Here is a 13,290-nt window from a genome sequence, read left to right as displayed (position 1 = left end):
GATCAGCACCATGGTCGAGATCGAGGCCCGCAAATTCCGCACGCTTTTCCTGTCCGATGTGCATCTCGGCTCGAAAGGTGCGAAGGCCAGTTTTCTACTGGATTTTCTGAAATACCACGACGCCGATACGATCTTTCTGGTTGGTGATATCGTTGATGGCTGGCGCCTGCGCCGCAACTGGCATTGGCCACAAGAGCACAATGACATCGTGCAGAAGCTACTGCGCAAAAGCCGCAAGGGCGCGCGTATCCTCTACATTGCTGGCAACCATGACGAGTTCTTGCGTGATTTCCAGGGAACGCACTTCGGCGGCATCGAGGTCATGGACCGGATCATGCATGAAACCGCGGACGGCCGGAAATTCCTCGTCATCCACGGCGACCAGTTCGACGTTGTTGTGCGCAATGCCCGCCACATCGCCTATCTCGGCGATTGGGCCTATGACGCTGCGCTCGCAATCAACACACTTATGAACAAGGTACGGCGCATGCTTGGCCTGCGTTACTGGTCGTTTTCGGCTTGGGCAAAGTTCCGCGTCAAGAAAGCTGTGAACTTTATCGGATCGTTCCAGACCGTGGTTTCGGACGAGGCCCGGCGCATTGGCGCGGATGGCGTGATCTGCGGCCATATCCACCATGCAACGATCGAGCAGATCGACGGCATCGAATACATCAATACCGGTGATTGGGTGGAAAGCTGCACGGCTATCGTCGAGCATTTCGATGGCCGCATGGAACTCCTTTCCTGGACGCATCTGATCGGCGAACAGGCAGGCTTCGCGCCTGTCGTCCGGCTGGATGACAAGCGTCCAAAGGCGGCGAATGCAGCCTGAGGGTCAAGCGAAGCGCCTGGTCATCGTCTCGGATGCTTGGCACCCGCAAGTCAATGGCGTGGTTCGCACGCTGACCAAGCTGCGCGAGCAGATGGAAGCGCGCGGCTTTGAAGTAACGATCATCTCGCCTGCCGATTATCGTTCTGCGCCTTGCCCGACCTATCCGGAAATCCGTCTGGCGTTGACGCATCCCCTTGCAATCAGGGCGCGCATCGAAGCGCTGCAGCCGGCTTATGTGCATATCGCCACCGAGGGGCCGCTCGGTATCATGGCAAGACGTGCTTGCCTGAAGAATAACTGGCGATTTACCACCAGCTTCCATACGCGTTTTCCTGAATACCTGCGCGAGCGGCTGCCTGTTCCACTGTCGTGGTCCTATGCCTTCCTGCGGCGTTTCCATAATGCAGCCGAACATTGCCTGGTCCCGACACAGTCCATCCATGACGAACTGGCCGAACGCGGCTTTGCGACGCTGAAAGTGTGGACGCGCGGCGTTGACCGTGAGCTTTTCCGGCCGCAACCCGATGTCGATCTCAAGCTGCCCCGACCTGTCTTTCTCTGCGTCGGCCGTGTCGCGCCAGAAAAGAATCTTGAATCCTTCCTTTCTCTCGATCTGCCTGGCACCAAACTCATCGTAGGCGACGGTCCGGATCTGGATGAATTGAGGCGGAAGTATCCCGATGCGGTGTTTGCCGGGAAGCAAGAAGGGGAAACCCTTGCTCGCTATTATGGGGGATCGGACGTCTTCGTCTTTCCGAGCCGCACGGACACGTTCGGTCTTGTCCTGCTTGAGGCCATAGCCTGCGGGCTGCCTGTTGCAGGTTATCCCGTTCCGGGCCCAAAGGATGTTATCGGCGCGTCAGGCGCGGGTGTTCTTTCCGAAAATCTGCAAAAGGCCGCGTTGGGCGCGCTGGAAATGGGCCGGGTCGATCCGGACGTCAGACTCAAGGGATTCAGCTGGGAAGCCTGCGCCGACATATTCGAGAGCGTGCTGACGACGATTGGCGGTGCGACTGCGCCAGCACCACGCAATGTAAAATCCGGGAAGATCGTATCAGCGCGATAACATCATGTTAGTTGCGGATGATACTCGAGCGTTTCTAGGCGCTTGGCGAATTTCGTGATAGTTGCGAATCTCAGGCAACGCAGGGTTGCGATTCCACCTGAACCGCTCGATCTTCCGAAAGTTTTTCCATGACAGCCGCTGCAGCGGACCCTATCCAGGACATGCCGTTTCGCTTCGAGCTGCGGGTTGCGCTGGCTTATTTTGCGATTTTCACATCAAGCGGTCTGCATCTGCCGTACTTTCCGTTGTGGCTCGAATATCGCGCGCTGACACCGACGCAAATCTCTATCGTATTGTCGATGCCGCTGTTCGTGCGTGTCATCGCCGCGCCGCTGGTATCGATGCTCGCCGATCGTTCGAATGATCGCGCTCACATACTGACCATGGCGACAATCCTGGCCGTCATCGTTGCGGCCTTCTATTTCGTCCCGTTCGGCTTCATCGGAATTCTGATAGTATCCCTGATGCTTGCCCCGCCATGGACGTCGCAGGTGCCGCTTGCCGACACGATCGCACTGTCCGGCGTCCGCCGGTATGGCGCCGATTTCGCGAAGATGCGCGTATGGGGCTCGATATCGTTTCTACTCACGTCTTTCGTTGGCGGTGTGTTCATCCAGCAAGTGGGTGAGCACATCATCCCGTGGGCACTTTTAGCCACGCTGATAGCAGCCTGTGGCATGAGCTTCATCGTGCCGCGCATCGGCAAGCCACGGCGTCTTTCACCGCTATCGGATATGGATATCGCGGATGCGGGGAGGGCGCTGCGCAGGCCGGCTTTCGTCACCTTTCTCATTGCCACCGGCATCACGCAGGCGAGCCATGCCTATGGCTACAGCTTTTCCGCGATCTACTGGAAATCGATCGGCATCGAGGAGACTATGATCGGCGCGCTGTGGTCGATTTCCGTCGTTGCCGAAGTCATCATGTTTACGTTCTTCCGTCGACTGTTCGGCCGCCTGCATCCGGCTAAAGTCCTGATCATCGGCTCGGCCGTTGCGATGTTCCGTTGGGCGGTTTTTCCGCTCATTGCGCCCGCCGGTCTTGGCGTTGCTGGATTTCTCGCCGTCCAGAGCCTGCACGCGTTTTCCTTCGCGCTGTCGTTCCTCGGCATGCAAAAAATGATAGCACTCACCATACCCGAGGAACGCGGCGGCACCGCACAGGGGCTTTCGACGTTCTTCATCGGTACATCGCTCGCCATCGCCACCATGGCGTCGGGCCCGCTCTACAGCGCCACCGGGATCTATGGCTTTTACGTGATGGTAATTCTCGCTGCGTGCGGTCTTGGCCTTGCTATCGTTGCACTAAGGCTGGAGCAACGAGAGGGTTAGCCCCACAGTTCGGGGAGTGGCGGTGAGATGCGGCTACCTTGGAACAAAAGGCCAGGTTTGCGGTCTTCGCGCAGGATCAAAGGTCCATCGAGATCGACGAAATCCGCATCCTGCGCCAGCAGTACTGCAGGTGCCATGGCCAAGGACGTCCCAACCATACATCCGACCATGATACCAAAACCAAGCTCCCGGGCGCGCTTCTGCATCCGCAGCGCTTCAGTGAGGCCTCCCGTTTTGTCGAGCTTGATATTGATGCTGTCGTAGCGGCCAAGGAGTGTGTGCAGATCGTCTGTGCCATGGGCACTCTCGTCGGCACAGATGGGCACCGGATGTGGTATTTTGGTGAGAATGGCATCGTTGCCGGCTGGTAAAGGTTGTTCGATCAGCACGACGCCGGCCTTCGCTGCAGCCAGCATGTTTTCAACAATGTTTTCGTCGCTCCAGCCTTCATTGGCATCAAGTATGATGCGGCTTGAAGGTGCGGCGTCTGCGACCGCTCGAATGCGCTCGGCATCGTTCTCGCCGCCAACCTTGACCTTGATCAACGGACGGTCGGCGAAGTCCCGAGCCGCGGCAGCCATGGTCTGGGCGTCGCCGAAGGAAACGGTCACCGCTGTCGTCAGATCGTGCAAAGGTAACAAGCCAAGAAAATCAGCAACGGCTTTGCCACTGCGTTTTGCCTCCAGGTCCCACAATGCGCAATCGACCGCATTGCGGGCCGCACCAGCACCGATCAATGCCGGCAAAGCATCTCGTGCGGCGCCATTTGCCAATGCGTCGCGCAGTCCTTCGATCTCGGCGCAAACGGAGTCCAGGCTCTCGCCATAGCGCGCGTAGGGCACGCACTCGCCACGTCCGGTGAACGTTCCGTCAGACAGCGTACACAGCACAATGGCCGCCTCGGTTTTCGAGCCGCGAGAGATCGTAAATGTTCCGGCAATGGGCCAGCGCTCCACCGATATTTCTACGCTCACAACCATATTTCACGCCTTAATTGTTCAAGTGACAGGAAGCACGAGACTCGATATGTGTGTGTGATGTTGACCGATAGAGCAAACAATTCAAGTGCTTCTACCGCAGCGCCGCCTCACGTTGAATTCAGCAAGGACGGCGACCGCGCGACGATCACGCTATCGGGTGCATGGACGACACGCAATGTTCGCCGTGTCGATGACCGCATGCGCGAAATTGCCCACGACCACAGTTTTTCCAGTGCAATAATCGAGGTTTCCGGCATTGAATTGCTGGATACCGCAGGAACCTGGCTGATAGAACGCCTGCGAACCACACTTGAGAAGGCTGGCAAGCAGGTCACCGTCGAGGGACAATCCGAAAGCTGGGGCGCATTGTTTGAAGCCGTAGGCGAAGCTGCTTCGGCTCCTGAGGAGCCGGTTCATATCGAACGGCCATCCCTGCTGATTCGCTTTTTGGAAGCCATCGGCAGAACCGTGTACGCCTTTGGCGACGATTTCACCAAGGCCATGCATATCCTCGGTGCAACCGTGCGCGGCGCCCAGATGAAGGGCAGCGGGCGCAGCGGCATCAGGCCAGCTGCGATCGTGCATCAGCTCGACAGCATGGGTATCGGCGCCGTGCCGGTGGTGGTGCTGATGTCAACGATCATCGGTGCGATCATCGCTCAGCAGGGCGCATTTCAGCTTCGCTATTTCGGCGCAGAGATATTCGTCGTCGATCTTGTTGGTATTCTGGTGTTGCGCGAGATCGGTGTGCTGCTGACTGCGATCATGATCGCCGGCCGTTCGGGAAGTGCCATCACGGCTGAAATCGGCTCGATGAAAATGCGTGAAGAGACCGATGCGCTCACCGTCATCGGCCTCAACCCGGTCGGCGTGCTGGTGTTTCCGCGCCTGGTGGCACTGGTGATTGCCCTGCCATTGTTGACGATCATTGCGGATTTCGCGGCGTTAGGCGGTGCAATGGGAATCACCTGGGCCTATTCCGGTATCACGCCCGATGCGTTTATTCAGCGATTGCGTGACGCAATCGATACGTCGAGCTATCTGGCCGGTCTGATCAAAGCGCCATTCATGGCGATGATTATCGGCATCATGGCATCGGTGGAGGGCATGAAAGTCGGCGGCAGCGCTGAGTCTCTCGGTCAGCGAGTGACGGCGTCCGTGGTGAAGTCCATTTTCGTCGTTATCGTGGTCGATGGCATTTTTGCAGTCTTCTACGCATCGATCAATTTTTGAGCCAAGTATGACTCCGGCAGCAAACAAACAACCCGACACTGACGCGCAAGAAGTGATCCTTTCGGTTAAGGATGTCAGCGTGTCATTCGGCAGGGCGAAGATTCTGGATAATCTCTCGCTCGACGTCTATCGCGGCGAGATTCTTGGTTTCGTCGGCGCGTCCGGCACAGGCAAATCGGTGCTGATGCGGGCGATCCTCGGTCTCAACCAGAAACAGAGCGGACAGATCAAGATCTTCGGTCATGATATAGATCGTGCCTCGGAACAGGAGAAGCTGGGCGTCGACATGCGCATGGGCGTGTTGTTCCAGCAGGGCGCGTTGTTTTCTGCCTTGACCGTGCTTGAAAATATCCAGGTGCCGATGCGGGAATACCTCGATATTCCGCAAAGGCTCATGGATGAGCTCGCTCGGCTGAAAATCGAACTGGTCGGCCTCAAGGCTGATACGGCTGAAAAGTTTCCGTCGGAGCTTTCAGGCGGCATGATCAAGCGCGCTGCCCTGGCGCGCGCCCTATCGCTTGATCCGGAAATCGTCTTTCTCGATGAGCCGACTTCGGGGCTCGATCCGATAGGTGCGGCGGAATTCGACGAACTCATCGCCAATTTGCGCGATACGATGGGTTTGACAGTTTATATGGTGACCCACGACCTCGACAGCTTGTTCGCCGTTTGCGACCGAATCGCGGTATTGGGAAAGAAGAAAGTTCTCGTTGAGGGAACGATTGAAGACATGCTGGCGTTCGACGATCCGTGGGTCCAGGAATATTTCCGCGGAAAGCGCGCACGCCAGATAGTCTCGAATGGCGATAACAGACGGCGATCGACGCACGAGCAGCCCAGGGCAGAGCAGGATCACACGAAGTAATCTATGGAAACGAAAGCCAACTACGTCCTGGTCGGTGTCTTCACGCTCATAGTGTGCATCCTCGCCTTTGGATTTGTCTATTGGATCGCCCGTTATGGCGATCGTAGCGAGACCGCGACGCTTGAAATCCGTATTGTCGGCTCGGTCACCGGGCTGGCCGAGGGCAGCCAGGTGCTGTTCAACGGCATCAAGGTTGGCAGCGTACGGCGCCTGTCCATCGACGCCAACAATCCTGATGCGGTTATTGCCCAGACGGAAGTCAACGCGACGACGCCCATCACCCGTTCCACGCAGGCGACATTGGGCTTTGCCGGCCTGACCGGACAGGCCTTCATCGAGCTCAAGGGTGGAAAGCTCAACGAACCAAACTTGCTGGAAGAAGCGGCCAAAGACGATCAGATCGCGCGCATGGATGCTGATCCTTCGGTAGTCAACAACCTCTTGCAGAAGGCGCAGACAATTCTCGAGCGTGTCGATGGTGCTGTAGGATCCATTGAAAGCTTCATCACCGAAGTGAAGGGCCCGTTGGTCGACACCGTCAACAATACCAAGAAGTTTACCGATGCACTGGCCAACAATTCCGACGTCATCGATAAATTCAGCCAGAGTGCCGAAGATGTTCAGGCTGTGGTGAAAGAAGCGCGGCAAATGATGACCCGGCTCAACAGTGCATCGACACGGGTCGATGGCGTTCTTGCCAAGCTCGACAAGCAGCTGTCGGACCAGGATGGCAGCGTCGTCAGGGAGGCGCAGGATACGCTCAAATCCTATCGCGCGGTTGCCGACAATCTGAATGCCCGGCTCGGGCCGATCACCGATAATATCAACCGATTCTCCGGGCAGGGCCTGCGCGACGTACAGGCGCTCGTAAACGAGAGCCGTCAGTCGGTTCAGCGCATCGAACGGGCGATCACCGACCTTGAAAAGAACCCGCAGCGCGTAATTTTTGGTGGAGGCGGAAGCGTTCCGGAGTATGACGGACGCACACGCCGTTGACTTTGGGCGATTCGCATCGCATGAAAGTCAGTGGGGTTGGTGCGTTCGCATGACACGGACAGAGGGGCGCTGGTGAAAACAAGAACGACTATTGCCGCTCTGCTGTTGGCTTTGTCCGTTTCAGCCTGCGCAAGCTCCAAGAAGCTTGATACTTTCGATCTTTCCAGCGCTTCGCCAGACGTTTCTTCACCGAAGAAGCAGGGCCGTCAGATCTTGATCGCAGCACCCTCCGCGCTCAAGGCGCTCGATGGCGAAAATATTGTCGTTCGATCGGGCCCGAATTCGATTTCCTTCTTGAAGGGTGCGCAATGGGCTGACCGTCTGCCGAATATCGTACAATCGCGACTGGTCCAGGCCTTCGAGAGCACGGGTCGTCTTGGCGGTGTTGGACGTCCAGGCGAAGGCCTCGCCATCGACTATCAGGTGATCAGCGACATCCGCACTTTCAATATCAATGTATCCAGCGGCCGGATCGCGATCGTTGAAATCGCCATCAAGATATTGAACGACAAGAATGGGACTGTGCGCTCGGCGCGTGTGTTCCGCGCGACATCGCCGGTCGGCGGCGAGGGCAATGCATCCTATATCGCCGCGCTTGACAGAGCCTTTGACAGCGCCTCGAACGACATAGTCACGTGGACATTGTCGGTCATCTGAGCGGACAACGCACGCACGTCTCCGTCATCCTCGGGCTTGACCCGAGGACCCACGGCTAGAAGCCCGCACCTTGCAACTTCCCAACGCATTCCCGACAGGTGCGGATTTATAACGAGGAATTGCATACCATTTGCTCGACTGCATCAGCAAATGGACCCGTGATGCTCCTCAGGTCCTCGGGGGTAAGCCCAAGGATGACGGAGTGGTGGCACCAACAAGAGGTCTAATTTACCAACAAAAAAACGCGGCCTAAGCCGCGTTTTTTATTGTACATTCCGCCGCTTATTTCAGGCGGTTGCTCGCGTGCGCCAGCATCGTATAGACCTTGCCGGTGTCGGACGTCAGGTAGTTCTGCGCCATGACATTGTCGCGGTCATTGCGCGAAACGTCTTCGAGTAGGCGTTCGAAGTCATCCATGTAACGATCGACGGCGCGTTTGAATTCGCTGTCGCCCTGATACTTGCGCTTGATCTCGTCAAATGTCTGCTGACCCTTTAGCGTGTAGAGACGGCGGGTGAACACGTTGCGTTCGCCAGCGCGATAACGCTGCCAGAGTTCGACCGAAGCCTCATGGTCAATCGCGCGGGTGATGTCGATCGACAAGGAGTTCAGCGATTCAACAACCTGGCCAGGCGAGCGTCCGCCAGTCTCGGGTGCCTTCGCCTTTGGTTCGGCCTGGGCCTCGTCGCTCGATGCGCGGCGCAAGAGATCCGAAACCCAGCCATTGCCGGCAGGGCGTGCAGCCGGAGCTGCGTTGCCGCGGACGTCGAGGCTGCCACGTATTGCAGGTGCCTGTGCCGGCGTAGAAGCAGGTGCGGCTGCCCGTGGGGTGGCCGCCGGTTCGGCGCGTTGCGGTTGCGCTGCGACGGCCGACGTACGGGTCGGCGTTGCGGCACGTACTGCACGGGCTTCACCAACATCGGTCAAACGGCCGGATTTCTGAACGATTTCCGCAAGTTCCTTTAAAGCGTTGATCTGCTCGGATACCGCCTTGCGCATTTGCGCAGTCGACTGCTTGGCTTCTTCCGGCATGTCCATTACGCCGCGCTGCAGCTCGGAACGGGTTTCCTCCAGCTCCGCGCGGATGGCAGCAGAGGAGCGGCGGATTTCGTCCGTGGCATTGGCGAACTTCTGCGATGCCTGCTCGACGACTTCCGAGATAGAGGTGCGGATCTGTTCGGTCGTCTGCGTTGCCCGGCCTTCGGCACGGTCGAATGCCGACGAAACCAGCGATTCGAACGAACGCATGGTCTTTTCGACGCTCTCCGACTTCGCGATCAAGCCGGCAGCGAGCTTCTGCAGGGCTTCCTGACGCTCGTCGAAGGTCGATGCGAGGTTCGATTGTGAGGCGTTGATGAGTTCGGAAGCCTTGTCGAGCATGCTGCCATGTTCTTCGAAGCTTTTCGCGATGGCGGAAATATCCGTCAGCGTCGAGTTCGAAAGTTGCGAGAGCTTTCCGAGATTGCCGTCGATGAGACGGGTCGATGTCTGGAACGACTCAGCGGCTTTCGTTGCGTTTTCGGCAAAAGTCGTCGTCGTGTCGAGAAGACGCCCGTCGATATCGCCGAGGTTCTTGGTCGCCATATCAATCAGCTCGCCGAGCTTCGCATTGGAAGCGGAGAGGCGATCGATCAGATTGCTGACATCGTCGGTGAGGCCGGCCTTTGCCGCCTGAACGGCAGTAATGGTCTCTGCCGTACGGCTGGCGATAGCATTGATCAGGGCGGCGTTCTCGACGCGCAGGCGTTCCGTTGCTGCCGTTGTTGCCTCGACCAGCTGCGAGGCCAGCGTGCGGCCGTTGTCGGCAAGGCTGTCGACCAGCGGCTGCGCCGTATTGTCGAGGATGCCGATAATCTCCTGCGAGCGGGCAGCGAGAACTTCGTTGAGCTCGCGCGTGCTTTCCGCAAGCTTCGACGCGGTCGAATCCGTTGCGGCGGAGAAGCGCGCTTCGAGTGCTTCCAGATTGGCCGCTGCTTCGCGAGCCCGCTCACCGAGACGCTTTTCGGTTTCCGCGAGGCTTTCATTCATGCGCAGGCTGAATGCCTCGCCATGGCCGTCGAGCGCTTCGCCGGCCTTCTGTGCCTCGCCGGTGAGCGAAGAGGCGGCTTCGGTGATCTTGTCACGCAGGCTGCGTGCCACGACGGTCGCACTCTGTTCCAGTGACTTGCGCACATTATCGACGCCCATCTCCAGAGCGTTTTGCATGGTCGTTGTGCGCTCGTCGATGGTTCCGCCATGGTTTTCGAAGGCCTTGGCCAGCACCTCGGCGCTGTCCTGCAGGATCGCTTGAAGTGCAACCGTACGGTCGCTGATGGCGCTCGCCTGGTTGTCGAGCGTCTTGCCGATGGCGGCGTTGCCTTGTTCCATGGCGGTGCGGATGCCGGCAATGCGGTCATCGAGCAGTCCGGCATGTTCGTTCAGCGTGTCGCCGATGCGCGTATCGCTGTCTGCAAGCGCGATGCGGATCGCAGCAGCCCGCTCCTCAAGGGCGCCGATATGCGATGCCAATGTATCACCGAACTGGTTATTGCCATTGTCGAGCGCGGCACGGATACCTGCCGCACGTTCTTCGATGTCATTGGCATGCCGGCTGAGTGTGTTCGCAATCTGACTGTTGCTGTTATCCAGCACAGAGCGGATACCCGACGTGCGCTCCTCTATATCGTTTGCGTGCTGGGCAAGCGTCTCGCCGATGCGTGCATGGGTATTTTCGAGCGCCGACTGGATGCCTGCGGTGCGTTCGTCAAGCGAACTTGCATGCGAGGCGAGGGTCTGGCCGATCCGCTGATCGCTGTTGCTCAGCGCCTGCTCGATCCCTGCAGTACGATCCTCGATGGCGCTTGCATGGGATGTCAGCACATCACTGATCCGCGCGTCGCTGCTGGTAAGTGCCGATTCAATGCGGTTCGTCCTGTCATCGACCGAGTCGATGAAACCACCCAGCGTTTCATCGATGCGCGTGCCGCTTGCGAGCAATGTCGACTGGATTTCCGCGTTGCGGGAGTCGATAGCCTGCGTATGCGCGGCCAATGTCTCGGACAGCTTGCCGTCGCTGCTCGACAGGGCCAGCTGGATTTCCTGGTTGCGCTCGTCAAGGCTCTTGGCATGGTGGTCGAGAGTCTGCGCAATTTTGGCGTGCGTGTCGACAAATGCCGCGCGCATGCCGGATGTCCGGTCTTCGAAGATCTTGGCATGAGCATCGAGCGTCTGGCCGATCCGGGAATCGTTGGCCTGAATAGCCGCTTCGATGGTGGAGCTGCGCAGATCGATGGTGCGCGCATGCTCATCCAGCGTTTCGCGGATCTTCGCATCCGTATCGGAGAATGCAGCGTGCATGCCCGATGTGCGGTCTTCGATCGCCTTGGCGTGCTGCTCGAGCGTTGCGCCGATGCGTGCGTCATTGTCATCGAGCGCAGCGCGCAGGCCCGAGGCCTGACTTTCGAGAGATGAGCCATGGCTCCCGATAATCTGGCCAATGGCTGCAGTGCTGCTTTCGAGAACGGTCTTGAGGTTCGACGTATGACCGCCGATCTGGCCGGCCTGTTCGCGAATGACGTCGGCGGCACGATCTGTTTCTGCCGACAGCGTTGCGGCGAGTGCCTCGCGGCTTTCAACCAGTTTATCGGCAAAGGCCGCCGCATTGGTGGAGAGGAGGCTGCCGACGGAGTCGGACAGGCTCGACAGGTCATTGCCGATCTTTGCCTTGGTTTCATCGACGATGCCGTCGATCGAAGCGCGGCCATCGGTGAAGGTCTTGGCGATATCGCGGGTACGCTCGATCAGCTGTTCGTTGATCTGGCGGGCACGGGCTTCCAGCGCCGAGTTGAGGCGTTCGGTGCTTGTATCCAGCGACTGCGCACGGGTTTCGAACTCCGCAAGTAGCGAGCGGCCACGTTCGTTGATTGTTGTATCGAGACCGGAAAGGCGCGTATCGAATTCGCCCACAAGCGTCTGTGTGGCATTGCCAAGCAGCGACAGCATGCTGTTGGTGCGGCCATCCAGCGTATCGGCAAGTTTCATCGTTACGGCATCTGTCTGTTCGGACAGGGCGGCAATGCGCATTTCCAGAAGGTTTGCAAAGGCTTCGCCGGAAGTGCTGATCTTGTGTGAAATGTCGTCGGAACGCGAAACGATCGATTCGGAAATCGTTTGTCCGCTCTGGGTCAGGCGGTCGATAAGTGTCTCACCGGACTGGCTGATCGACATGGTCAGGTTGGTCGAGGCATTGGCGAGATTGTCGCGCAATGAATCGCCCGCTTGTGACAGCTCATCCTTCAATTGCTCATGCGCGCTCGAAATCGATGCGCGAACGCGTTCAGCATGGCCGATCACCGATTCACGCTCGCCGCCCAGACGGTCGACGAGCGTGCGGATGCGATACTCGTTGTCCGTATAGACGCGTTCGAGCTGGTTGACTTCGGTCTGCACGAGCGTTTCGAGTTCAACGGCACGGGCGAGGGTCCGTTCGACACCTTCACTCATGGCTGCGACTTCGCGACGTACGGCCTGACCAAGCGAGGCTACGCGGTCCGAAGACATCATTTCGGGTTCTGACAGGCGCATTGCCGCTTCGGCCATGGAGCGGGCCGCGTACTGCATTTCCTGGGCGCGCCGGATCATGACCGCGAAGGCCCAGAACAGCATGATCGGCACGATAATGGCAACGAGCATGGCAATTGCGTGCGGTGCCGCGGCAAAATCTGCGAAGGAACGAATTGACCGCAGCTCGGCACCGTAAAGCGCGTTGCCGAGAGCGAGCACGGCCGCTGCCCAAAGGACGCTGACGATGACTGTTATCAAACCGTAGGATTTTGGCGCCGGCACGGTGCTGGCCGTGCGCGACACGGTCGCGGTCTGCAACAGGTCGTCATTTGCCGGCTTGAAAGTCTGTGCGGGCACGGCCGGCGCTTTTGGCGGCGCGGGCGGTGCGGCCGGAATAGGGTTGGCAGCTTTGATCTGCGGCTTTGGTGCGGGCAGAGGAATCGGTGGCTCAGTGGAAACAGGCGCTTTGATTTCTGGCGCTTTCACGGGTTCCGGCGTCGCTGGCGGGTCAAGTTTTTCCGCTGCCAGTTCCTGGGCTGCCTGCGATATCTGCGCTTCCAGATCAGTGAAGGACAAGAGTTCGTCATCAATAGGTGACAAATCCATATCCATCCCAAGCGTGGACTCATCGAAATCGATTTCGAGAGCCTTTTCAAGAGCTTGGCCGAGTTCGTCGTCGGCCTTCACTGCTTTGCTTTTCGGGGCTGTGGCCATGTTTTCCTCACAATATTGGGCGGTGACCACATGTGAAGCCCACCGCACCATACTCTCTACGCCGCTACTGTATC

The 13,290-nt window shown here is 58.4% G+C and carries 9 protein-coding genes; 7 read left to right on the top strand and 2 right to left on the bottom strand.

Translation table 11 applies throughout. From position 1 onward, the window contains the following. Nucleotides 1-10: 10 nt before the first annotated feature. The 3 genes from LB462_RS23625 to LB462_RS23615 all read left to right on the top strand — a co-directional run bounded on the left by LB462_RS23625 (nt 11) and on the right by LB462_RS23615 (nt 3,229). Nucleotides 11-832 carry a UDP-2,3-diacylglucosamine diphosphatase gene (locus tag LB462_RS23625; protein ID WP_224513066.1) on the top strand — a complete coding sequence of 274 codons (822 nt, stop codon included), beginning with the start codon at nt 11-13 and terminating at the stop codon, nt 830-832. Then, nucleotides 822-1,898: a glycosyltransferase family 4 protein gene (locus LB462_RS23620; protein WP_224513064.1), complete on the top strand. Its 1,077-nt coding sequence runs from the start codon at nt 822-824 to the stop codon at nt 1,896-1,898. Before LB462_RS23625 ends, LB462_RS23620 begins: the two co-directional genes overlap by 11 nt. Nucleotides 1,899-2,026: 128 nt before the next feature. Beyond that, nucleotides 2,027-3,229: an MFS transporter gene (locus LB462_RS23615; RefSeq protein WP_224513062.1), complete on the top strand. Its 1,203-nt coding sequence runs from the start codon at nt 2,027-2,029 to the stop codon at nt 3,227-3,229. Here the strand turns inward: LB462_RS23615 and dgcA are convergent. After that, nucleotides 3,226-4,209, bottom strand: coding sequence for an N-acetyl-D-Glu racemase DgcA (gene dgcA, locus LB462_RS23610; RefSeq protein WP_224513060.1), 984 nt, complete (start codon nt 4,207-4,209; stop codon nt 3,226-3,228). The two genes, LB462_RS23615 and dgcA, sit on opposite strands and share 4 nt — an antisense overlap. A gap of 57 nt (nt 4,210-4,266) precedes the next feature. On the opposite strand from dgcA, the gene LB462_RS23605 reads away from it, so the two are divergent. From LB462_RS23605 to LB462_RS23590, 4 genes are read left to right on the top strand one after another with little or no spacing between them, the layout of a single operon-like run. Continuing rightward, nucleotides 4,267-5,442 carry an ABC transporter permease gene (locus LB462_RS23605; protein ID WP_224513058.1) on the top strand — a complete coding sequence of 392 codons (1,176 nt, stop codon included), beginning with the start codon at nt 4,267-4,269 and terminating at the stop codon, nt 5,440-5,442. Between the two features lie 7 nt (nt 5,443-5,449). After that, nucleotides 5,450-6,307, top strand: a complete 858-nt coding sequence (locus tag LB462_RS23600) for an ABC transporter ATP-binding protein (RefSeq protein WP_224513057.1) — start codon at nt 5,450-5,452, stop codon at nt 6,305-6,307. 3 nt (nt 6,308-6,310) lie between these two features. Further along, on the top strand, nt 6,311-7,303 hold the full coding sequence (locus tag LB462_RS23595; RefSeq protein WP_112528478.1) for an MlaD family protein: 993 nt from the start codon (nt 6,311-6,313) through the stop codon (nt 7,301-7,303). A gap of 36 nt (nt 7,304-7,339) precedes the next feature. Continuing rightward, on the top strand, nt 7,340-7,960 hold the full coding sequence (locus LB462_RS23590; protein ID WP_444359124.1) for an ABC-type transport auxiliary lipoprotein family protein: 621 nt from the start codon (nt 7,340-7,342) through the stop codon (nt 7,958-7,960). Nucleotides 7,961-8,242: 282 nt separating this feature from the next. Here LB462_RS23590 and LB462_RS23585 read toward each other — a convergent pair whose 3' ends face one another. Further along, a complete protein-coding gene (locus LB462_RS23585) occupies nt 8,243-13,216 on the bottom strand; it encodes an apolipoprotein A-IV repeat region-like domain-containing protein (RefSeq protein ID WP_224513055.1) in 4,974 nt (1,657 codons plus the stop codon). Between the last annotated feature and the right edge of the window lie 74 nt (nt 13,217-13,290).

It is taken from the genome of Phyllobacterium chamaecytisi (assembly GCF_020164455.1).
Classification (GTDB): domain Bacteria; phylum Pseudomonadota; class Alphaproteobacteria; order Rhizobiales; family Rhizobiaceae; genus Phyllobacterium; species Phyllobacterium chamaecytisi.
This window is presented reverse-complemented; position numbering and strand designations above follow the sequence as displayed.

What these genes read in the sequence shown, in the direction of transcription:
- LB462_RS23625 (WP_224513066.1), top strand. Translation starts at nt 11, where the DNA reads ATGGTCGAGATCGAGGCCCGCAAATTCCGCACGCTTTTCCTGTCCGAT.
- LB462_RS23620 (WP_224513064.1), top strand. Translation starts at nt 822, where the DNA reads ATGCAGCCTGAGGGTCAAGCGAAGCGCCTGGTCATCGTCTCGGATGCT.
- LB462_RS23615 (WP_224513062.1), top strand. Translation starts at nt 2,027, where the DNA reads ATGACAGCCGCTGCAGCGGACCCTATCCAGGACATGCCGTTTCGCTTC.
- dgcA (WP_224513060.1), bottom strand. Translation starts at nt 4,209, where the DNA reads ATGGTTGTGAGCGTAGAAATATCGGTGGAGCGCTGGCCCATTGCCGGA.
- LB462_RS23605 (WP_224513058.1), top strand. Translation starts at nt 4,267, where the DNA reads ATGTTGACCGATAGAGCAAACAATTCAAGTGCTTCTACCGCAGCGCCG.
- LB462_RS23600 (WP_224513057.1), top strand. Translation starts at nt 5,450, where the DNA reads ATGACTCCGGCAGCAAACAAACAACCCGACACTGACGCGCAAGAAGTG.
- LB462_RS23595 (WP_112528478.1), top strand. Translation starts at nt 6,311, where the DNA reads ATGGAAACGAAAGCCAACTACGTCCTGGTCGGTGTCTTCACGCTCATA.
- LB462_RS23585 (WP_224513055.1), bottom strand. Translation starts at nt 13,216, where the DNA reads ATGGCCACAGCCCCGAAAAGCAAAGCAGTGAAGGCCGACGACGAACTC.